At 59.3% G+C, this 20068-nt stretch carries 19 protein-coding genes and 5 pseudogenes; 9 read left to right on the top strand and 15 right to left on the bottom strand.

The window, feature by feature from the left end; genetic code table 11:
• Positions 1–43: 43 nt before the first annotated feature.
• From G9X64_RS01525 to otsB, 3 genes are all read right to left on the bottom strand, one after another.
• Entirely contained in the window at positions 44–1117 is a 1074-nt protein-coding gene (locus G9X64_RS01525; RefSeq protein WP_171375827.1) for an ABC transporter substrate-binding protein, read from the bottom strand.
• Between the two features lie 220 nt (positions 1118–1337).
• Positions 1338–2222: a helix-turn-helix domain-containing protein gene (locus G9X64_RS01520; protein WP_168312990.1), complete on the bottom strand. Its 885-nt coding sequence runs from the start codon at positions 2220–2222 to the stop codon at positions 1338–1340.
• A 200-nt stretch (positions 2223–2422) separates the two neighbouring features.
• Positions 2423–3202 (bottom strand): trehalose-phosphatase, encoded by a 780-nt coding sequence (gene otsB / locus G9X64_RS01515; RefSeq protein WP_171375826.1) that lies wholly within the window; start codon positions 3200–3202, stop codon positions 2423–2425.
• 124 nt (positions 3203–3326) lie between these two features.
• Between otsB and G9X64_RS01510 the strand changes: the two genes are divergently transcribed.
• Positions 3327–4403, top strand: a complete 1077-nt coding sequence (locus G9X64_RS01510; protein ID WP_171375825.1) for an ROK family protein — start codon at positions 3327–3329, stop codon at positions 4401–4403.
• A 495-nt stretch (positions 4404–4898) separates the two neighbouring features.
• Here the strand turns inward: G9X64_RS01510 and G9X64_RS01505 are convergent, their stop codons facing one another.
• The 3 genes and pseudogenes from G9X64_RS01505 to G9X64_RS01495 form a co-directional block, all read right to left on the bottom strand.
• Positions 4899–5066 (bottom strand): hypothetical protein, encoded by a 168-nt coding sequence (locus G9X64_RS01505; protein ID WP_168317370.1) that lies wholly within the window; start codon positions 5064–5066, stop codon positions 4899–4901.
• 21 nt (positions 5067–5087) lie between these two features.
• Positions 5088–5402, bottom strand: coding sequence for an EthD family reductase (locus G9X64_RS01500; protein ID WP_168312994.1), 315 nt, complete (start codon positions 5400–5402; stop codon positions 5088–5090).
• Between the two features lie 87 nt (positions 5403–5489).
• Positions 5490–5606: pseudogene (locus G9X64_RS01495) on the bottom strand (IS5/IS1182 family transposase); the annotation flags it as partial.
• Between the two features lie 387 nt (positions 5607–5993).
• Here G9X64_RS01495 and G9X64_RS01490 point away from each other — a divergent pair.
• The 4 genes from G9X64_RS01490 (at position 5994) to repC (ending at position 10174) form a co-directional block, all read left to right on the top strand.
• On the top strand, positions 5994–6170 hold the full coding sequence (locus G9X64_RS01490) for a hypothetical protein (RefSeq protein ID WP_168312995.1): 177 nt from the start codon (positions 5994–5996) through the stop codon (positions 6168–6170).
• 293 nt (positions 6171–6463) lie between these two features.
• The gene (gene repA, locus G9X64_RS01485) at positions 6464–7681 is read left to right on the top strand and encodes a plasmid partitioning protein RepA (RefSeq protein WP_168312996.1); all 1218 of its coding nucleotides are present in this window, start codon (positions 6464–6466) and stop codon (positions 7679–7681) included.
• Positions 7678–8667, top strand: coding sequence for a plasmid partitioning protein RepB (gene repB / locus G9X64_RS01480; protein WP_171375824.1), 990 nt, complete (start codon positions 7678–7680; stop codon positions 8665–8667). Before repA ends, repB begins: the two co-directional genes overlap by 4 nt.
• Before the next feature lie 199 nt (positions 8668–8866).
• Positions 8867–10174, top strand: coding sequence for a plasmid replication protein RepC (gene repC, locus G9X64_RS01475; protein ID WP_171375823.1), 1308 nt, complete (start codon positions 8867–8869; stop codon positions 10172–10174).
• 172 nt (positions 10175–10346) lie between these two features.
• Here repC and G9X64_RS01470 read toward each other — a convergent pair whose 3' ends face one another.
• From G9X64_RS01470 to G9X64_RS01455, 4 genes are read right to left on the bottom strand one after another with little or no spacing between them, the layout of a single operon-like run.
• Positions 10347–11489, bottom strand: coding sequence for a site-specific integrase (locus G9X64_RS01470; RefSeq protein WP_168317368.1), 1143 nt, complete (start codon positions 11487–11489; stop codon positions 10347–10349).
• Positions 11486–11815 carry a type II toxin-antitoxin system Phd/YefM family antitoxin gene (locus G9X64_RS01465; RefSeq protein WP_168317367.1) on the bottom strand — a complete coding sequence of 110 codons (330 nt, stop codon included), beginning with the start codon at positions 11813–11815 and terminating at the stop codon, positions 11486–11488. Before G9X64_RS01465 ends, G9X64_RS01470 begins: the two co-directional genes overlap by 4 nt.
• A gap of 14 nt (positions 11816–11829) precedes the next feature.
• Complete coding sequence (locus G9X64_RS01460; protein ID WP_171375822.1) at positions 11830–12207, bottom strand: type II toxin-antitoxin system VapC family toxin; 378 nt, start codon at positions 12205–12207, stop codon at positions 11830–11832.
• A complete protein-coding gene (locus tag G9X64_RS01455; RefSeq protein WP_171375821.1) occupies positions 12204–12494 on the bottom strand; it encodes a type II toxin-antitoxin system Phd/YefM family antitoxin in 291 nt (96 codons plus the stop codon). The genes G9X64_RS01460 and G9X64_RS01455 overlap by 4 nt, the downstream gene beginning before the upstream one ends.
• Before the next feature lie 233 nt (positions 12495–12727).
• Here G9X64_RS01455 and G9X64_RS01450 point away from each other — a divergent pair.
• Positions 12728–13033 (top strand): annotated as a pseudogene (locus tag G9X64_RS01450) (RHE_PE00001 family protein); the annotation flags it as partial.
• 44 nt (positions 13034–13077) lie between these two features.
• Here G9X64_RS01450 and G9X64_RS01445 read toward each other — a convergent pair.
• The 3 pseudogenes from G9X64_RS01445 to G9X64_RS01435 all read right to left on the bottom strand — a co-directional run.
• Positions 13078–13494: pseudogene (locus tag G9X64_RS01445) on the bottom strand (ATP-binding protein); the annotation flags it as partial.
• A pseudogene (locus tag G9X64_RS01440) lies at positions 13484–13738 on the bottom strand (IS21 family transposase); the annotation flags it as partial. The pseudogenes G9X64_RS01440 and G9X64_RS01445, both read right to left, overlap by 11 nt.
• A gap of 19 nt (positions 13739–13757) precedes the next feature.
• Positions 13758–14446 (bottom strand): annotated as a pseudogene (locus G9X64_RS01435) (DUF4158 domain-containing protein); the annotation flags it as partial.
• A gap of 328 nt (positions 14447–14774) precedes the next feature.
• Between G9X64_RS01435 and G9X64_RS36285 the strand changes: the two are divergent.
• Together G9X64_RS36285 and G9X64_RS01430 are read left to right on the top strand one after the other, a co-directional pair.
• Positions 14775–15281 (top strand): PAS domain-containing protein, encoded by a 507-nt coding sequence (locus G9X64_RS36285; protein ID WP_246270863.1) that lies wholly within the window; start codon positions 14775–14777, stop codon positions 15279–15281.
• Positions 15278–16963, top strand: a complete 1686-nt coding sequence (locus tag G9X64_RS01430) for a GAF domain-containing hybrid sensor histidine kinase/response regulator (RefSeq protein WP_246270868.1) — start codon at positions 15278–15280, stop codon at positions 16961–16963. The genes G9X64_RS36285 and G9X64_RS01430 overlap by 4 nt, the downstream gene beginning before the upstream one ends.
• A gap of 345 nt (positions 16964–17308) precedes the next feature.
• Here the strand turns inward: G9X64_RS01430 and G9X64_RS36280 are convergent, their stop codons facing one another.
• Positions 17309–17590 (bottom strand): hypothetical protein, encoded by a 282-nt coding sequence (locus tag G9X64_RS36280; protein WP_246270862.1) that lies wholly within the window; start codon positions 17588–17590, stop codon positions 17309–17311.
• 939 nt (positions 17591–18529) lie between these two features.
• On the opposite strand from G9X64_RS36280, the gene G9X64_RS01420 reads away from it, so the two are divergent.
• On the top strand, positions 18530–18820 hold the full coding sequence (locus tag G9X64_RS01420) for a hypothetical protein (RefSeq protein ID WP_168317197.1): 291 nt from the start codon (positions 18530–18532) through the stop codon (positions 18818–18820).
• A gap of 352 nt (positions 18821–19172) precedes the next feature.
• Here the strand turns inward: G9X64_RS01420 and G9X64_RS01415 are convergent, their stop codons facing one another.
• Complete coding sequence (locus tag G9X64_RS01415) at positions 19173–19997, bottom strand: AraC family transcriptional regulator (protein WP_168317196.1); 825 nt, start codon at positions 19995–19997, stop codon at positions 19173–19175.
• Positions 19998–20068 lie beyond the last annotated feature (71 nt).

The following is a 20068-nucleotide window of genomic DNA, read 5'->3' as shown; positions in this document are numbered from 1 at the left end:
GGAAGCGCGGCCGGTGGCCCAGCCGCGCCTTCCCTTGGCTCGATTACTTGGTGATGCCGAGCTTCTTGCAGCCGTCGGCATAGCGGCCGGTGCACAGCTCCTCAGCGGTGTTGATCTTCTTGTCGATGATCTCGGCCTTGAGGTTTTCGGCGGTAACGACGGCAGGGACGAAAAGCTGCGCTGGCGTGTCGTAGAGCGTCATTTCGGCCTTCGGCGTTTCTCCGGCCAGAAGTTTCACGGCGACGTTGGCAGCGGCAGCGGCGACGATTTCGCTCGGCTTGGAGATCGTATTGTACTGGTCCCCCGCGATGATCAACTGCAGCGCAGCGATCGTCGCATCATTGCCGGTCACCGGCGGCACGGGATCGACACCCGCTGCCTTGAAGGCTGCGATGGCGCCACCACCGGTGCCATCATTGGCGGCGACCACGCCGACGATCTGTTTGCCGAAACGGGTGATCTGGCCGCCAGCCCATTGCTGGGCGTTCGAGGGCTGCCAGTTGGGCGTGTCGAATTCGGCTAGCGTCTTGTATCCACCGCTCGCCAGACCCTCGTGAATGCCGTCCTTGATCAGCCCGGCAGCCGCATCGGTCGGCGAGCCGTTGATCTGCAGGATGCCGCCTCCATCGGTCGGCACGTTCTGCGCCTTCAGATGCTGGACGAGCGATTCCGCAATTGCCTTGCCGATCGCCTTGTTGTCGAAGGAGACGTAGAAATCGGCCTTGCCTTTCGGAATAGGACGGTCATAGGCAATGACCTTGACACCCTGGCTCTGCGCGAGTTGGACGAGCGATGCGGCGGCGGCCGAATCCACCGGGTCCAGTACGATGACCTTGGCGCCTTGCGTGATGGCCGAATTGAACTGCTGTTGCTGTTTTGCGATATCGGCGTCGGCGTTCTGGTAGAGAACCTTGCATGACGCGCAGAGTTTCTTCATTTCCGCGACGAAGCCCGGGTGATCGTGCTCCTCGTAGCGGGTCGAGCCTTGGTCGGGCATGAGGAATGCCACTGTCGCATCTGCAACGGCGGTTTGCGCAAAGGCGGAAGTACCGCCCAGCAAGGACAGGACAAATACCGCGGCGCCTGCCGCCTTTGTCGAGAATTTCATCATTTCCATCTCCTCCCATTGGTAAAAATTGTGTACGTTCGTGATTGCACTGTCTGCTGTGGCCGTTCGGCTGAAGGAACGGTCGCGCCTGTCCCGGCGTTTGACGTTTTTGAGGACAAGCATCTCCGATCGCGAGCCGCTCATCGCATGCCCGCGTTCAAGTCAGTGTCAGTTTTCGTTCCTCCTCCTTGTCCTCCCTCGTCTCTTGGACTGTGCTCGTTCGGCTCCTCTAGGCCGCCTTTGCCACGTTGATATTGTCACCCAACAACCGTCGGAAACGGGAAGGCGTCATGCCTTTTTCCGCTAGAAACTGCCGGTTGAAGTTGGACAGATTGTTGAAGCCGACTTCGAAACAGATATCGGTGATCGACGCGTGATCATCGCTCATCAGGATCTGGCAGGCGAGATTGATGCGCAGGCGTTTCACATACTGAACCAGCGACATGCCGGTATGGCGGCGGAATGCGCGCGAAAAGGCGCCGGTTGACTGGTCGGCGATCGCCGCGAGATCGGCTTCGTCGAAGGATTTCGTCAGGTTCTCTCTGATATAGGCAAGCGCCTTGTTGATGCCGGCCGACATATAGCCCGAGGGATCGGGCAGATAGCTCGGGCTGGCGAGAAGCTGGGCATCCTGCGCCCGGCTGAGCAGGCCGATGATCATCATGAAGAGCTCGATGCGGCGCACACCGTGGGCCTGCTGCACCTCATTCATCAGCGGAGCAACCTGCCGGCTGGTATCGGCGCCGAAGAGCACACCGCGGCGGGAGGCTTCGAGAACAGGTTCGAATGGGCCGAGTTCGGCCAGCACCTTCATCGTATCGCTGATGAAATTCTCGCTGAACTGGATGAGTTGGCAGCGAAGCGGAATGCTCGATCCTTTCGGGACATCGCTGATCCAGTTATGGGGAAGATTAGGCCCGGCAAGCACAAGGTTGCCCGGCTCGAACTCGCCGATGAAGTCGCCGACGAAATAGCGTCCCGTTGTCGCCACGACGAGATGAAGTTCGTATTCCGGGTGAAAATGCCAACGAACCGTATGGTAGGGATAGCCATGCGCCTTCGTTGCGAAAGATTCGCCGGGCCGGATCTGAATGACTTCCAAGTCAGGTTCCATTGTCTCCTCCTCCGAGGACGGTTCCAGGCCCGCCAGCCAAATTCCCTTTTGGCTTTGTTGTTGAAGGGGAGTGTAATGGGCTCGTGTCACGCCCGCCACCACGATTCCCGGCTAAAACCGATACTTTTTTGACAATTGACGCCTCACAGCCGGCGTAAAGACGACAGCAATCCGCATTGCACGTCGTTCAAGAGCATTCGTCAGGCCGCCAAGGCAGCGATGACATTTCTAACCAGTGCAGAGGAGGACAGCCGGCTCGTGGCGCAGCTCGGGGTGCCGATCGCGCCGACACGCACCGAAACCCCGCCACGCGCATTGGCGATCGCAAACATCGACTCGTCGGTCAGATCATCGCCGATGGTAATTGGGCAACGGTTCTTGAAGGGGTCGGACTGGAAAAACCGCTCCAGCGCATCGCCCTTGCTCGACCGTGCCGGACGCAGTTCGAATACCATCTTGCCGAGCTGCAATGCCCAGTTCGGCCCGGCGAGCTCCGCATAGTGGTGCATGCGGTCTTCGAGCACCTTTTCATATTCGGGCGCGAGCCGGTAATGGGCGGCAACGGCCGCACCCTTATCCTCGATCAAGACTCCAGGATAGTGCTCAGCCTCCGCGGTCAGTGCATGCTTCAGGGCCTGAAACTCAGCTGTCGCCTCCACCGTCTGCATTCCCGCAGCGTTCCTGATTTCGGCGCCGTGAAGGCCTGCCGTCGGAAATTCAAAGGGCTTGAACAGCTCGTCTGCATAAGCAAGCGATCGGCCCGTGACCAGCGCCAGGGCGCCGCCGAGCTTGTTCGACAGGCGATGAAGTTGTCCGGGAAGCGCCTCTGGGACCTCGATCGCATCCGGCGTGGGCGCAAGATTGAGCAGCGTCCCGTCGATATCGAGAAACATCGCCCAATGATCCGGCTCTTCCAAGACCAGCGAAAGCATTTCCTGAGTAGCGTCGTCGTCCTGCACGGCATTCTCCAAACTCTGCAACCATTGAAGCTAGGTCGCCAGCCGACAAGGACAAGGTCGCTTTTCAGACTCCGGAACATCCAGAGGCCGGTCCGCGTTGTATCTCGCCGCCCGTTTGAGCACTCGCGCCGTAGAAGGTACCTTGATGGCCAAAAGCAGTTCCGATCCCCGTGATGAGGTCAATGCCCCGCTGGCACATGGCGCTTTAAACCTGCCCTTGGTGACGATCGACGACTACAACAACGAACTGCGTGATAAGGATGGTTTCGTTGGCGACAACGCAAACAAAAAGACGTTCCAACAGAAGCTCGACGATTGGAGAAAACGCATCCGCAAGGTCGGAGACGACCCAATCGGCAAGACCGCGACGGAGAAACTCTCCAAGAAAAAAATCGACGCTATTTTGAAGGGCGATGATTTGGCGGCGGCTGCGTTGGTCATGGGGGCAGTGGAGGATTTTGCGCAAGACTTTGCCGATGTGATAGGCAAGTTTCTGAAGGACAAACGCTGGGGAAAGACAGACCGTATCGTCGTTGGCGGCGGCTTCCGTCGGAGCCACTTTGGCGAATTAACAATCGCCAGGACCATGGTCATTCTCAAAGCGGCCGGCGTTGATGTCGAAGTCGTGCCGATCGTTCACCACCCCGATGAGGCCGGACTGATCGGCGCGGTCCACCTGATGCCGCGCTGGATGTTCAAAGGTCACGAGGCGATCCTGGCCGTCGATATCGGCGGCACGAATGTTCGCGCCGGCGTCGTTCAATTCGGAAAGGACGACGTGCCGGATGCAAGCGTCTGGGAGTCCGCCATCTGGCGTCATGCCGACGATGAGCCAAGCCGCACCGCAACCATCGAGAAGTTGGCAGCAATGTTGCGGGATCTGATCGGCAAGGCTGAGAAGGCCAATCTCAAGCCGGCGCCGATCATCGGGATCGCATGCCCCGGCATCATCAAAGCCGATGGCTCCATCGAACGCGGCGGACAGAACCTGCCGGGCGGAAACTGGGAGAGCGACAGCTTCAACCTTCCCGCCGCACTGATGAAAGCCATTCCTGAGATCGGCGACGACAGCACATTCGTGATGATGCACAACGATGCCGTCGTGCAGGGATTGTCGCAGATCCCTTTTATGAACGACGTGTCGAGATGGGCGGTGCTGACCATTGGTACGGGGTTAGGCAACGCGCATTTTACCAATCGCGAGGGAACGAAGCCGCGATAGTGAAATCCTGTCCCACGCGGCGCCCGCTGACAAGGAACGTGAGATCGACCGCGATGCGGGCTCGGCCGGCGCCGTGGAGCAGTATGGTAAATAGCAGGTAAACAAGAAGGAATTTCCGTAGACGGAAGCGAACTCGCCAATAAGTTCCGCTAGGAGGGTTTGCCGCGTTGCGGAACATGGAGTGAGATCTGGCCGATTGGGCTAGCGGCAAAACGTCTGCGATACCAACGCACGATCCTACCAGCACGTCGATCATAGCCGCCGAGACCTGATTCGCCTAGCATGCGCTTTTGTGATCTTCGCGGTTGATGACGCCGCGGGATGTCGGCAACCTATTCGCGCTCAACTGCCGGCATGTGATTGGACTGCTGTCATCGACCGGGCCTGGCCGTTATCGGATCTCCGGACAAACGAACTCCCAACCCCTTTAACGCCCGCTGCCTCCATCATTCAGCCGACTTAGATCGGCGCGAAAATTCAGGCTAGGTCACCGACTCATAAGGCGCATACAGATTTTGGCTGAAGCGAGTTTGACGAGAACAAGGTAATTTTCGCTTCAACGGCAACCACATGTTCCCGATCGTCGACCGGTTCGGCACCGGCTAAGTCACCATGGATCAGGTGCGCCAGCACTACGCCGATCTCGGAAAGTTCAACGGTCACGCCTGACGCGTCGAAGCCCCCCTACCTTCCAACGATTTCGCTGATCTGCACGATGGGCGCGATGTCCGTATAGTTGGCGACGTCCGCGACGAGCTCCGCGCGGTGGGGACCGAACGCCTCCTGGAATGTCTCCAGAGTCGGCGAATAGATGTGGCACGCCGCAACGAACTCCGGCGCGCTTCCAGGTTCGCGACCCGCAAGGCCCGTATCGATCTCGTAGCGCAGGCAGGCATCGCCGAGCCGGTCCTGGATCAGTGGCATGTGGTGGGTGCGGTAGTCGTCGTGATCGAACTTCGAGCCGCCATTGGCCGGATAGTAGACGCTCGTCTTGATCATGGTGGGGCTCCTGCCTGAACGCCTCTCCGAGCGTCCGAGGGGCCTTTCTAGCTCACCGACTCATAAAGCGCATCCAGATTTTGGCTGAAGCGAGTTTGACGAGAGCCGGTCGTCAACCCGAGGCACCCCGCGCGGCTTGCTCGGTAGCAGCGACTCGATCACCGACTACTCGAAATCCGTCAACTCGTAGCGAGGCTGGCCCATCAGCAGCTCCTTTCAAGAAGCTTGAATCAGAACCTTGCAGCTACCGCCAGCAGTTTATGAGTGCGTGACCTAGACGTCCCCTCCCCGATAGCGCGCAGCAGCGGCGCTCTCCAGTTGTAAGACCCGCAGCCGGCAGAGATGCAGCCTTCCGCGTGTAGGGCCCTTGCCTGCGAGGCCCTCCTTGGTCTCTGCGCGCAGAGGCGATCCGGACGTCTAGCGTCGCTGCCGCATCTCGAGGCAGCGCTTGGAAGACGGAGGCCCTCCCCTACCCTACCCCGCCTCGCGTTGGAAAAGATGGTGATAACGCCGCCGGGCCGTTCTCTGCGGCTTCAAATTGCGCTTATCTCTACGGCTTCACGCAAGCCATGCGCAGACGAAAGATGGATCATGAACTTCAAGGGAATAAGCGCTCCGCTCAATGCTGGTCGTCTCGAACAACTGCTCGGCCTTGCTCCGTCACGCCGCGATCCTGAAACCCGGGACGCAAATGACAAGCCTTCCGGCAATGAACCCGTTCGTGGGCTGGAAACCGAAAATCTATACCGTTCGTCCGCCTACAAATGAGAAACGGGATTGCCTGATCGGTCGGTGCCAAGCAGCGGAAGGTGCTCTTCGATGAGCCGGTAACGACGCTGAGTCGCATCGAGAACGTGCCGCGATATTTTAAGGCTGGCTTCGATGGATGCGGATACGGCGGGCATTGTCAGCTGACAATTGAGCTAAGATTCCGGAATTCCACATGATTTTTTTGTCGAATCCGGTTTGTTATCCATTTGCTAACCAAGAATTCGCTTGACGGAATCGGCAGACTCACGATCATTTGCGCAAAATGACACGATTTATCAGGATTTGCGTGAATGCCGACCAAGGCCGCGATTGTTGAGAAAGCCAAGAGAGCGAGTCGAGTCTCGATCGACGAGACGATCGCGCAGGATTCGGCGATGCTCAGCAGCCAATTGCAGGTGCTGTTCGAGCGGTTGTTTTCGCCCGACGCCCGCAAATCGCTAAGGCGGTTCAGCAGCACCGAGACTGCCAAGCTGCTCGGCGTCACCGACAGCTATGTTCGCCACCTCGCCGCCCAGGTGGAAAGCATCAATCCGGAAAAGACTGCTGCCGGTCGACGGGTGTTCTCGCTTGAGGAAATCCATGCAATGCGCCACCATCTCGGGCGCACCAAACCCTCCTATCTGCCGATGCGCCGGCCGGGCGACCATCTCCAGGTGATTGCCGTCACCAATTTCAAAGGCGGCTCCGGCAAGACGACGACATCAATCCACCTGGCGCAGTTCCTGGCGCTTCGCGGCTACCGCGTGCTCGCCGTCGATCTCGACCCGCAGGCCTCGATGTCGGCGATGCTCGGATATCAGCCCGAATTCGACGTCGGCGAAAACGAGACGCTTTACGGTGCCATTAAATATGACGAAACGCGACGCGACGTAGCCGACATCGTCCGCCAGACCTATTTTTCTGGGCTCGATCTCATTCCCGGCAATCTCGAACTGCACGAGTTCGAACACGATACTCCAAAGGCGCTTGCCGACACCAACCGCGACGACAAGGACATGTTCTTCATGCGGGTCGGCAATGCGCTGCATTCGCTGGAGCAGAGCTACGACGTCGTCATCATCGATTGCCCGCCGACCCTCGGCTTTCTGACGCTGTCGGCTCTGTGCGCTGCCACCTCGGTTCTCATCACCGTTCATCCGCAGATGCTCGACGTGGCGTCGATGAACCAGTTCCTGACGATGACCTCCGACCTTCTGGCCGTCGTCAAGCAGGCAGGCGGCAATCTCGATTATGATTGGATGCGCTATCTGATCACCCGTTATGAGTCCAATGATGGACCGCAGGCGCAGATCGTCGCCTTCCTGCGCAGTCTGTTCGGCGAGCGCGTGCTGACATCGATGATGGTCAAGTCGACAGCGGTCTCGGATGCGGGGCTCTCGAAGCAGACAATCTACGAGGCTGGACGCGAGACGATGCATCGCCAGACCTATGACCGCGGGGTTGAATCCGTCGACAGCGTCAATGCCGAGGTCGAGCAACTCATTCGCAGCGCATGGAGCAGGACATGAGCCCAAAAGGACGCGATATCCTGAAGAGCATGGTCGGCGCCGTCGAGCCGACACGGCCGGAAGTGCCAAGCGTGCAACAGCCGCATCGGCCATCGGGAGCTGTCAAGGCGATGAACCTATCGCTTGGACGACTGGGAGAGGAAGCAGCCGCTGCCAAGGCGCTGCGCGAATCGCTGGCCTCCGGCGACAAGGTGCTGGAGATCGATCCGGCGGCCGTCGAAATGTCCTTCATCCGCGACCGTATCCCGGTCGACAAGGATGCCGAGTTCGAGCGATTGAAGCAGTCCATTCAGGAAAGCGGACAGCAGGTTCCAATTCTGGTGCGGCCGGACCCGGCAAGGGCCGGGCACTACCAGGCCGCCTATGGCCACAGGCGCCTGCGGGCGGCCGCAGAGATCGGGGTTCCTGTTAAGGCCGTCGTGCGAAAGCTCACGGATGAAGAGCTGATCCTCGCACAGGGTCAGGAAAATGGCCCCCGTGTCGACTTGAGTTTTATCGAGCGGGCCCTGTTTGCACGCCGTATGGATGAACATGGCTTCAGCCGCGACATGATTGCCAAGGCGCTGGCGACGGACAAGCCGGAAACGTCAAGGCTCCTGCAGGTGGCTCAGACGATCGATCCCGAGATCATTCTCGCCATCGGGCCGGCCCCCAAGGTCGGACGCCCGCGCTGGTTGGCGTTTGCCGAAAAGGTCAGGGAGACGGCCGGACAGAAAAAGGCGCAGGCTGCCATCAGAGCTGCTGGCTTTGTGACGTTGGAGACCAACAGCCGCTTCGATGTCATCTGGAAGGCGGTGGAGGAGAAGAGCGTACCACAGCGGGCCGAGCAGACGCTCCGGACCCAGGGCGGCGCGCCGCTTGCTTTGGTGGCCCGCTCCGGCAAAACCTTTCGCATCACCGTCAAATCGGCGGCGTTTTCGGAATTCCTGGCTCAGCGGTTGATAGGCCTCGCCGCCGAGTTTGAAGAGGAAAATGAAGGAAAATGAGGCAATTAGACCGGTTGTCAGCTGACAATTCGGATAGGAGTTAACGCGCAAAAGAAAAAAGCCCCCGAACGTCACCGTCACGGAAGCTTTCCTCGTAGTCCTGAACACCTCCGAGAATCGCACTTCCGAGAATCGCTGTCAAGAGTTTTTGGCGCCGTTTTGGTGAGCGGATTTTTTTTGCCTCGCTGAGGTGGAAGGTATGGAAACCGGAAGTGTGACGACGCCCTTTGGGCGGCGGTCGATGACGCTTGGCATGCTCGCAAGCCAGGTCATGGCCGGAGAGATCAAACCGGATCAGTCGGTCGATAAGTGGAGACTGTTTCGCGCGCTGTGCGAAGCAAAGCCGCTGCTCGGCATCGGCGATCGGGCGCTTGCCGTGCTCAACGCTCTTTTGAGCTTTTATCCGAAGAATGAGCTGGCGCAGGGAAACGGTCTGATCGTCTTCCCGTCGAATATCCAGCTTTCGCTCAGAACGCATGGCATGGCCGAACAAACCGTGCGGCGTCATCTCGCCGCGCTCGTCGATGCAGGTCTTCTGCTGCGCAAGGACAGCCCCAACGGCAAGCGGTACGTCCGCAGGGACAGGGCAGGGGAGGTCGACGAGGCGTTCGGCTTCTCGCTGGCGCCGCTGCTTGCCCGTGCCGAGGAGATCGAACAGCTCGCGGCCGCGGTGATGGCTGAGCGGCTGCATGTCCAGCGTCTGCGTGAACGCATCACTCTTTGCCGCCGTGACATTGCAAAACTGATCGAAGCGGCCGTTGAAGAAGACATCCCTGGGAATTGGCAAGGCCTCTACAGTGAATTTAGGGACCGGATCGAAGGCCTGCCGCGATCGCCGACGACAGCACAGCTTGAACTGTTGCTGGATGAATTGACGGGCCTGCGCACAAATATTCTTAACCAGCTGGAAATTCAGGTTAAATTAACAAAACAGCGCGGCAATGCCGTTTATATCGAGCGTCACATACAGAATTCAAATCCCGACTCTAATTCTGAACTTGAACCAAGCTTCGAAACGAAGCAGGGCGCGAAAGTCGAGCCAGACAACGACCGAGGGGCCGTGACGGCAGAGAAGGGAAGGGGTGAGGCAGCCCATCCCTTCCATCAGAAGGAGGAAGAGCAAAGTCGACGGCCGGGGGTCCGCAATGATGGTGGCGGACTGAAATCCTTCCCACTCGGCCTAGTTCTACAGGCCTGCCCGGAGATCCTTGCCTATGGGCCAGATGGCGAAATCCGCAACTGGCGCGATCTGATGGCCGCAGCCGTCATTGTTCGATCGATGCTGGGCGTCAGTCCATCGGCCTACGAAGAGGCGGCCAATGTGATGGGTCCGGAAAACGCCGCGACCGTGATGGCATGCATCCTGGAGCGCGGCGGCCACATTAATTCGGCTGGTGGCTATCTTCGTGGCCTGACGCGGCGAAGCGAAAAGGGCGAATTCGCGATCGGCCCGATGCTGATGGCGCTTCTGCGGGCAAATGCGCCGGCCGGGCGGAAAGTTGGATAGGCCTTCGGCTCCGTGCGGGCGGCGCCGGTAGCCAAGCTCGGGCAAAAGTCTGTAGGCTGCTACCAGAAGCTCTGGCGCGAAAACCTTCGAAAGGAGGTCTTTGGTTTTGCGGATCGTATGGTTGCGAGGTTTCGCTTTCGCAGGTAGCTATCGCTGCAAAGAGGTGCAGGCTTCACAACAGGCGTGCAGCGGGCCCATTTCGCCGGTCGGCATTGTTATAATAGCTGGAGGCCTGTTGAACTGAGCGGTGGCGGGATTGCTCCATCGCCTCAAGAAGAGGGATTCTCCGGTTAGCAGCCTCGGTCAGATAACCGGAGCGCAGTCCGTGCGCCGAAAACTCCCCAGGCTCCAACCCAGCTGCTGCCACCCGCCGCTTGACGATATCGTTGACCGCTTTTGGGTCGAGCGCCCGACGGGATACATTGCCCCAGCGATCGATCGCTCGAAACACGCTGCCGCCGTCGACTTTTGCAGCCGTCAGCCAGGCGTTCAGCGCGTCCACCGGCCGGCCGGTCAGATAGACGACCTCGTCCTGGCCGGCACCAGAGTTCTTGGTGCGGCCAAGATGGATGGCGAGCGAGGGGAGGGGGATGTCGTCCTCACCGGTGACCGGCGCTTCGACCGTCACTTGCTCCCGGCGCAGACCCGCGACTTCGCTGCGACGACGACCGCCGGAGGCGAAGGCGACCATCAGGATCGCCCGATCCCGAATGTCGCGCAAACTGTCACTCCTGCAGGTCGCGAGCAGCCGGGCCAGCACGTCGCCGGTGACCGCCTTGGCGCTTTTGCGGCGGCGTGGCCGCGGCACGGCGCGAACCGCCAGCCGGATCGCAGACTTTAGGGCGGGGGAGGCGAAGGCGCCGTCTAGGCCGCGCCATTTGGTTAGCGTCGACCAGTTGGCGAGGCGCCGACGCACCGTGTCGGGTGCGTGCGGCCCCAGAGACCTCAGGAAGCCGCCATTGCGCATGACGTCTTCGACATCGGCCGGCATGCCATGCTCGGGGTCGTTTTCGCGCTGCTGCGGATCCCACAGATGGTGGGCGACAAATTTAAGCAACAGAGCCTCCGGCGCTGGCCAGGGCAGGGCGCTACCCGTCACCGCAAGCGACCAGGCTTCGAGATAGGCGAGGTCGGAGGTCAGTGCCCGCAGCGTGTTGTCGCCCATACCGGCATTGACGAGATGCCGCAGCGTCTCGACGTCCTGGTCGGTCAACAGCTCGGCGAGCTTGTCGCGGCGGTCGATCGGCAGCACGGCTGCGATGGTGTCCAGGGCCTCAGCGCGGCTGGTGACGGATGCCGAGAGCGTGACACTCATCGCGGCGCGCCGTCTGCGTCGTAGAAATCATCGTGCGCGGACGTCAGATCCACGCCTTTTGGCTTGCCTGTCGCAGCAATAGCCCAGACATCATCGAGCGAAGAAGCCTTTCCGGCCTCGGCGATCCTGCTGGCTGAAGCGGCAGGTACCCCGTCGCCAAGGCTCTCCGTAGGCTGGTCGGATCCGAGAAAAGCGCTCGAAGAAAACGCGGTGAGCGTTGCAACAGGTCGTCCGTCCCGGCACACATAGACCTCGTCCTGACGGGCCAATTCGATGAGCTCCTCCAAGCGTTCCGCGGCTTCCTGGACATCGGCGAATATCATCATCACTGGCGATCTCCCTACCAGACCCGTTCGTGCAGCACAGCATCGAAGGCGATGTCGAGCGACACGAAGGCGCAATGTTCCAGCCGCGTCTGGGCGGCGAGAATGCGGTCCCATGGATCGCGGTGATCCCAATCGAAGCTTGCCGCCAGTTCGGAGTGCAGATCGGTGATGGCAAGTGTCTGTAGGCCACTGTCAGAAACGGCAGCGCGCAGTTCCTGCGGCTTCAAGTCGAGCTTCTTCAGGCGCATCTTGTTGTCGAGTTCGAAGAAGGAGACGGCGCTGACGAGGACGCTGTTGGCCTTGTCCTCGATCAGCGACCGGGCCGTCGCCGAAAGCCGGTCGCTACCGGTTGTCCACCAGTAGACAGCGTGGCTGTCGAGCAGAATCTTCATGCCTTGGGCTCGCGGTCGGCTGGACCACCCTGCCAGACGCCGACATCATCGTTCCAGTCGCCGGCGTCGATTGCTGCCTGCTCAGCATCGACCTCGTCGAACAGGCCGTCGGGCAGGCCGCGCTGGCGCAGCAAGCCGAAGGGGCGCTTGCCGCCATCGGCCGGGCCGATGCGGGCATAGATCTCACTGCCCCGCATGATGATGATTTCTTCGCCCTGGTTGGCGCGCTCGAGCACCTCGGCGAAATTTTTCCGCGCTTCGCTGATCTTGTAGGTGGTCTGGGGCATCGTGCGTTCCGATTTTGCCTCTCGAGCTGCACGATAGCACCGCAAAGCCGCGCGTACAATCCATCTGTACACCTCACTTCCGATAAGCGCTACTTATCGATGGTTAGAACGTCGCAGAAAATCCCGAGCGATGACGGAAGTTAGCATGCATATCGCTTCTGGTTAATGGCGTGTTTACCATGATTTCAAGGCGTTAAGATCCGCCAAACTATGCATCTTGCGCTCTCGCGGCCATTTCGGAGGCTGCCATCGTGCTGGCGGGTCTTGACGAGCGTATGGCCCGTTCGCCGGTCGGAAGCGGATGGACCGAACGATCGCATTTTGCCGACGCCTGCGCTTCGCTGTGGATCGATGGCGAACTCGTCCATCTCGAAGACCTCGTCCTCCACGACGCCACCAAGGATATTCGCACCCCCACCCACGAACTCACCATTGCCCGCGACGTGCTGAAAACCCGCCGGCGCATCGCCGCCCAGCCGCTAGGCTGGGCGCTCTCTCCTGACGGACTCCGCTCGCTCCGCGGCCACAGCTTCGCCGCGGGCGTGTCTGCAGTGTTGGACGAGCGGCTCGATGAATGGCGCGAGGTGTTGCGGCAGCGGACTTTTCGGCGGTGATGCTCGATGGCCTGGATGCCGAGGGCTGTCGCGACATGTGTCTTTCCTGTTCCCGGCCCACCGACGAGCACGATATTCTGCGCTCCGTCCATGAACTCGCACCGGTGTAATTGGCGCACCGTCGCTTCGTTGATTTCGCTGGCGGGGAAGTCGTAGCCGGAGATGTCCTTGTAGGCCGGGAAGCGAGCCGCCTTCATGTGGTAGGCGATCGAGCGAACCTCGCGCTCGGCCATCTCGGCTTTCAGCCGTTGGGATAGGATGGGTACGACCGCATCAAAGGTTGGAGCACCTTGCTCGATCAGGTCCGTGACCGCTTGGGCCATGCCATACATCTTCAGGCTACGCAGCATGATGACGACGGCGGCGCTGGCAAGATCATGACGCATTGCGGCCTCCTGCTATCCGGACGCGCAGGCCATCATAGCGCTCTTCGTTTGCCTTGGGTTCATGTGGCGTGTCGATGTCGGGACCGTCGGTGGTCTTGCCGTCGATCAGGCGGTGCAGAAGATTCAGCACATGCGTCTTGGTCGCCACGCCCGCATCCAGGGCAAGTTCCACAGCCTGGACGACGACTCGCTTGTCGTGATGAAGAACGAGAGCAAGAATATCGACCATCTCCCGATCACCGCCGGGCGGCGAAGCATCTGGTCCTGATGACTTGAGCCACGATCAGAACGTGGCGACGGCTGGCGTTGAAGTCGTTGGCAAGCCAGGCCGGCGTTGCGTTGCCCTCCCGGATCATCTGGTCCCACCGTCCGGATGATACGCGCGCCTGCAGTTCCGATCGATCTCCAGCCTGCGCAGAAAGGCTATCCGCTCGGTCAGCCGGACGAGGTTCGACGCAGCCGGCGCTTCTGGCGCCGAGCGCAGCCAATGAAAGCGCGTCTGGCCGATCGACGGGTCAAGCTCTAACAGCCTATCCAGTGATTGAAGCCTATCGAGTGGGATGTCTTCAATCAGGGTTCTTTCTGCCCGGCGCCGGGCTATGGCACGGCCGGCAAGGCCAATGCGTTCGATCGTATCGATCGCCGGCAAAAGAGCACCGCGTTCGCGAAACACGTGCGACAATCGAACTTCACCGTCGTCGGACATGGTCGCCGCTTGAATTGCCGCCAATAGCGCGGCGCGGCGATCTTGCAGCGTCGCGCTTCTCGTATCCAGATACACCATTAGCCGCGCCATATGATCCCGACGGGTTTCTTCACGGCGTGCATAGAGGGCAAATTCGTCTGGAGCGGCGCCGATCCGATCAGCAACATACTTCAGCATGGCGCGAGGCAGAGTTTCTTCTGCTCCCAGCACTCGACCTGGGTATCGCATCAGACATAGCTGGATGGCAAGAACACAGAGATCGGATGTTGTGCATCCGATCTACGGCATAGTTCCCGCTTCGTTCGGCCTTAGCGTACGATTTCGGACTGATCTTGTTCTGAACCCAAAATGCATGAGATAGAAATGAGGCCGGTCCCGGATGGCCGTTGAACGCCATACGGACAACGGCTGCTTCGATCTTTGCATTGTCCGCTCCGCATGTTAGATCTCGCGGCGGAACTTAGGTTTTACGACGGCGATGCTTTTACCTGAACTATATCCGCACAAAACGTAGGTCGATCAGCCGTTGCTGATCCCGTCTCCTTGCCCGATCCTCCCCACAGAATGCTCGACGATGATCAACCGTTTCGAACCGTCCGACCCTCTCCGGCAGATCCTCGACAGCGCCGTCGATACCGGCATAATAACCATGGACACGGAGGGAAGCGTTACGGGGTGGAGCGCCGGCGCCCGCAATCTCCTGGGATGGGCCGAGGAAGAAATGGTTGGTCAGACCTTGGCCAGTGTGTTTCCGTCGGAAGAGGGTGGTTCGACCCTCTTCGAGGCAGAGATTGCCAATGCGCGCTCGCACGGTCGCGGCGGCGGCGAGGGGTGGCGTCTGCGAAAGGACGGCACCCGCATCTGGGCGGTGGGTGAGACGACTCCACTTTACGACGGGCCAGGCAACCTGACTGGATTTGTGAAGATCTTGCGGGATCGAACCGAGCAACGCACAGTGGAACTCAGGCTCATGGAGCAAACGCGGGCGCTTACGATCCTGAACCGCGCGGCCGCCGCTCTCGCCCGCGAAAACGACCTGGAGAAACTCGTCCAGGTGGTCACGGACGCTGGCGTCAGCTGACCGGGGCCCAGTTCGGCGCATTTTTCTACAACGTCACGAATGCCGCCGGCGAAAGTTATATGCTCTACAGCCTGTCGGGGGTGGCAAGGGAACATTTTTCAAAGTTTCCCATGCCTAGGAACACCGCTGTATTTGCCCCAACGTTCGGCGGGCAGGGGATCGTTCGCTCGGATGATATCACCCAGGATGCCCGTTACGGGAACAATTCCCCCCGACATGGTATGCCGGACGGTCACCTTCCCGTACGCAGCTATCTCGCGGTGCCCGTCATCTCCCGTAATGGCGACGTCATTGGCGGGTTATTTTTCGGGCATGAACGCACAAGGGTATTCACAGACCGATCCGAGCAGGCATTGGAGGGGCTTGCCGGCGAAGCGGCGATCGCCATAGACAATGCACGGCTCTTCGAGGCAGCGGAACGCGAACTCAGAGAGCGCCAACGCGCCGAGGATGCACTCAAGGAATTGAATGCCAATCTCGAAGTTCTGGTTCAACATAAGACCGATGAGTTGCAGCAGAGCGCTGAAGCCTTAAGGCAAGCGCAGAAGATGGAAGCGGTCGGCCAGCTGACGGGCGGCGTCGCCCACGACTTCAATAATCTGCTTCAGGTTATCGTCGGTAACCTCGATACCCTATCGCGTAATTTGCCGCCCGAAATGGGCAGACTTCGGCGCGCGACCGCGCAGGCGATGACTGGAGCACGCCGGGCAGCCGCGCTTACGCAGCGCCTGCTGGCGTTCGCGCGCAGGCAACCGCTTGACCCCAAACCAGTGGACTCGAACGCGCTTGTTCGCGGCATGTCGGAACTGCTGCATCGAACGCTGGGCGAGATCATCGACGTAGAGATCGTCCTGGCCGGTGGTCTCTGGAAAACGGAAGCCGATCCGAACGAGCTCGAAAGCGCACTTCTCAACCTCGCAATCAATGCACGTGATGCCATGCCGGAGGGCGGAAAACTCACGATTGAAACCTTTAATGCTCATTTAGACGATGCCTATGCCGCACTTCATGCAGAGGTTATTCCCGGGCAATATGCCGTGATAAGCGTATCAGATACTGGGAGCGGCATGAACGCAGAAACGCTGTCGCGAGTCTTTGAACCGTTCTTTACGACAAAAGCGCAGGGCAAGGGAACCGGCCTCGGTCTCAGCCAGGTCTATGGTTTCGTCAAACAGTCAAAAGGCCACGTCAAGCTCTACTCTGAACCGGGTGAAGGCACGACAGTAAAAATCTACCTGCCGCGACTCATCTCGGACGCGGTGGAGGACGATCTACTCGACGACATGCCTATTCCTGAGGCTGCGACGGGCGAGACAATCCTCGTGGTGGAAGATGATCCAGACGTAAGGGCATATTCCGTCGAGTCTCTGCGCGAATTGGGCTACCAGGTTCTCGAGGCGTTCAACGGTCTGGCAGCAATGGAGATTCTCAAGGAGCACCGGCGGATCGATCTTATCTTCACCGACGTAGTGTTGCCTGGAGGCATGACGGGTGCCGACATCGTCAAGCAGTCGAGAGAAGTGCAACCCGGCATCAAGGCGCTCTTCACGACCGGCTATTCGCGGAACGCTATCGTCCACCACGGTCGTCTTGACAAAGGCGTCCAATTGCTGACGAAGCCGTTTTCGTTTGAAGAACTCGCAGCAAAGGTACGAGACGTCCTGGACCGGCCTGCGAAGTGACAAAACCGAATGCCCCGGGCTGACACGGAACTCACCCATCGGGCCGAGGTCTTAAGACGCGGAATGAAGGTACAACCTAACCGCCGGGGCAAGCAATCCACTTTACCCCCCAAAGGAATGCGTGGAGCACTAGCTGGCGGCGAGCGACTGGCATGAACCGAAAGCGCTAATTGACGCCGCGAAGGCGCGGCATCCCGACGCGACGAAAAAGGAGATCGCACGAGCGGCGTTTCTGAGCGTCATTTTGTCAGCCGAATACAATCCAGAGGATACGCAGGAGCTCCATGACATCGCCATGGACACGCGCGACAAAAACTGACGACACATCCGCCGCCAACGATCCTCTTAGTGGACGCTCTTGGCGATCTCAGCCATTGCCGCGTCCTCATTTTTCGATGGGATCGCTGAAACGGTAGATTCAAGTCTGTTTTTCAGCTCCTGGGAGATGGACGGCGCTGAGCCGTCGTCGTCATCGACTTCATGGGCATCCTCCTCGACGCCGAGAGCGGACAAACGATACGTGATTGCAAGGGCGTAGATGGCTTCGAGACCGGCCCTATCCTTCACGTCCGGGTCCGAAAGAACAACGAGGCTTTCACGACGCGTTTGCTCGATGTCTTTGGACATTTGGTGACGCGAGCGTAGAGCTCTTCGCCTACGAGCCCGTCAGCCGCCCCATTCAAGAGTGCGTCGTAGACCTTGTTGAGCTTCTTACCCATAGCGATCGCTCCAATTTTCCCCGGCGTATCCATATCCAGCTGACTTGCCGATGGAGGCAACGTGCAGCGGACTAGTTCGATCCCGAGGAGTCCGATCACTTTCGGACGTGGCGTGACCTAAGGCGGATCCCCGCTCTGCCGCCTCGGTATGACTTTGCCCCCTATCGCTCAATTAAACAAGCGCGAGGCATTCGAGTTGTAGCTGCAACAATATGCGTAATGGGAACCTCGAATTAAGTGCACAGGGAGGCCTTAGATATTGGCCTGTATGGCTAGTAATGGCGGAATATCGAATATCGCGAGACCCTTCTGGTTGGTCAAAACTGTCACAATCCCGATATATCGATCCTGTTATCCAACCGTTTAAAGTTGGAGTCTCTATGCGGCAGACCGAGCGCGGAAACACCATACTAATACAGCTGAAGTGCGTCCTTGCACTGACACAGATTACCGGCTGGGGCGCGGTCAGTGTCCTTCCCGTGATAGCCACGTCGGTAGCGGCTGAATTCGGAGCCTCTCTTCCGATAGTGTTCACGGGAACCTCAGTCATGTACGGTGCCCGTTTAAGAACCCATTCGAAACGATGACCATCGCCATTTCGATGATTCCGAAACCGCCATTGCCAGGACTTTAATCCGAGACCTTAAAAAGATGTCCGCCTGTGATCGCAAACCTGGGAGGGAGCTCCCACCTCGAAGGCAGACATCAGCCCAACAAATGCCGACGCGCCGTCGGAGAATTCGAGCTGCATTGAAGCTTGAATTTGATTTGTTCACTTCCTAGCTCATCGACGACCGAGGCTTGATGAGCTCGATCACTTTCCCACGTCTGTATGGAGTGAGACCACATGGAAGAGAACATCAACATCATCAGCAGCGCCAGCATCCCGGAAAGGGAAGAGATCATCGTGGATTTCGCCCGATGGCTTGAGACAGCCTCACAAGAGGCGTTGGTCTATGGTGAGAGGCGCTTTGCGGCGCTGTCCGCGAACATGGCGGAGGCGATCCGCGTCAATGCCGACGAACTCGCGCGGGATCCACCCGAGACGGCCGAGCGAGTGTTGCAGCAGGCGTGTGCAATGATATCACAATTCAAAGCCGCCTATCCCCATCGCGTTCTCAGTCGGTCAGTCCATTGAGCGGATGCAACCCACACGGGGCCGGTTCGTATATAGGATGCCGGAAAAGAGGCCTTTTTCTCGCATGTGGCCTCAGCGTAGCCGGCCGGCGCGGTAAAAGTTGGCCGCCGGTGGAACGGAAAAGGTAGACCGACTTGTGGGTGGCCCAAACGCAAACTATGTGACCGGAAGTTGCGGCGACTCGACATCGCCGCGATCTGGGAGCGCTTGTAAACGAGCCTCGCTTCTCGGCGTGGCACACCAGGCCAAGTTCGCGAAGATCACTGCCAGGTGGCTATTGGATGGCGTCCTCCGGCTTCAAGCCGGAAGTTGACTTAGGATTGTCGCCGCCGAACTTCGGATGGGCAACGTCTCACGCGCGCTCCGCGCTCAAAAGCCGATCGGCAAAGTAACGCGATGGCGTGGCCCCAAGCGCCTTCCTGAACATGACGATGAAGGCCGTCGTGGATTCGTACCCCAGGTCGCCTGCCACCTGTTGGACTGTTGCACCGCCGGCAAGTTCCCGCAGCGCGATGACTAGATGTAGCTGGCGCCGCCAACGGCCGAAGCTCAATCCTGTCTCCTGCACCATAAGCCTCTTCAACGATCGCTCGCTGACGGCGACATGCTCAGCCCATTGGCCGACAGTGCGGCGGTCGCTCGGGTCTGCCAAAAGAGCCGCAGCGATCAGGGCGATCTTTGGATGGTCAGATACGGGTAGCTCCAGCCCCCCACTCGGCATCAGCGCGAGCTCATCGAGCATGACCCGCACGAGGCGATCGACATGAGCGTCGCGCGCATCCCTTTCTGATAGTTCCGCTACCCGGTGTATCATCTCCCGAAGCATCGGCGATACCGAAAGCGTGCAGCATTCATCCGGAAGCATGGCCGCGCCGGGCTCGACAAACAGGTATGTCAGACGAGCATTGGACGTGACCTGATTGCTGTGAGGAACGCCACCGGGTATCCAGACTCCGCAGTCGGGCGGGACGATCCAGACCCCACTTTCTGCTCTGCATGTCACCGCGCCATGGAGCGCCAGGATCATTTGACCCTGCGGGTGTTGGTGCAGCACCCCCTCGGCTTCGTAGTCGGCGAAGTCCATCCTGATTGCCATCGCCGGCCCATACGAAAGGCTCAGATCGCAAGCGGTACTGCAGGGTAGCTTATTCGAAGGTTGGCCCGATTTCGAGATCATATGGCATTATCTCCACTTTTGCTCGTGACGCAAACCTTTAGGATCTTGGTCAAACAACTATAGGAGATTAG

This window comes from Rhizobium sophorae (assembly GCF_013087515.1).
Classification (GTDB): domain Bacteria; phylum Pseudomonadota; class Alphaproteobacteria; order Rhizobiales; family Rhizobiaceae; genus Rhizobium; species Rhizobium sophorae.
The sequence above is the reverse complement of the archived record's forward strand: the minus strand, read 5'-3'. Positions and strand labels throughout refer to the sequence as shown.

Bases quoted from the DNA above. Each gene is read 5' to 3' on its own strand.
- G9X64_RS01525 (WP_171375827.1), bottom strand. From the start codon at position 1,117: ATGGAAATGATGAAATTCTCGACAAAGGCGGCAGGCGCCGCGGTATTT.
- G9X64_RS01520 (WP_168312990.1), bottom strand. From the start codon at position 2,222: ATGGAACCTGACTTGGAAGTCATTCAGATCCGGCCCGGCGAATCTTTC.
- G9X64_RS01510 (WP_171375825.1), top strand. From the start codon at position 3,327: ATGGCCAAAAGCAGTTCCGATCCCCGTGATGAGGTCAATGCCCCGCTG.
- G9X64_RS01500 (WP_168312994.1), bottom strand. From the start codon at position 5,402: ATGATCAAGACGAGCGTCTACTATCCGGCCAATGGCGGCTCGAAGTTC.
- G9X64_RS01490 (WP_168312995.1), top strand. From the start codon at position 5,994: ATGAACTTCAAGGGAATAAGCGCTCCGCTCAATGCTGGTCGTCTCGAA.
- repA (WP_168312996.1), top strand. From the start codon at position 6,464: ATGCCGACCAAGGCCGCGATTGTTGAGAAAGCCAAGAGAGCGAGTCGA.
- repB (WP_171375824.1), top strand. From the start codon at position 7,678: ATGAGCCCAAAAGGACGCGATATCCTGAAGAGCATGGTCGGCGCCGTC.
- repC (WP_171375823.1), top strand. From the start codon at position 8,867: ATGGAAACCGGAAGTGTGACGACGCCCTTTGGGCGGCGGTCGATGACG.
- G9X64_RS01470 (WP_168317368.1), bottom strand. From the start codon at position 11,489: ATGAGTGTCACGCTCTCGGCATCCGTCACCAGCCGCGCTGAGGCCCTG.
- G9X64_RS01465 (WP_168317367.1), bottom strand. From the start codon at position 11,815: ATGATGATATTCGCCGATGTCCAGGAAGCCGCGGAACGCTTGGAGGAG.
- G9X64_RS01460 (WP_171375822.1), bottom strand. From the start codon at position 12,207: ATGAAGATTCTGCTCGACAGCCACGCTGTCTACTGGTGGACAACCGGT.
- G9X64_RS01455 (WP_171375821.1), bottom strand. From the start codon at position 12,494: ATGCCCCAGACCACCTACAAGATCAGCGAAGCGCGGAAAAATTTCGCC.
- G9X64_RS36285 (WP_246270863.1), top strand. From the start codon at position 14,775: ATGATCAACCGTTTCGAACCGTCCGACCCTCTCCGGCAGATCCTCGAC.
- G9X64_RS36280 (WP_246270862.1), bottom strand. From the start codon at position 17,590: ATGTCCAAAGACATCGAGCAAACGCGTCGTGAAAGCCTCGTTGTTCTT.
- G9X64_RS01420 (WP_168317197.1), top strand. From the start codon at position 18,530: ATGGAAGAGAACATCAACATCATCAGCAGCGCCAGCATCCCGGAAAGG.
- G9X64_RS01415 (WP_168317196.1), bottom strand. From the start codon at position 19,997: ATGATCTCGAAATCGGGCCAACCTTCGAATAAGCTACCCTGCAGTACC.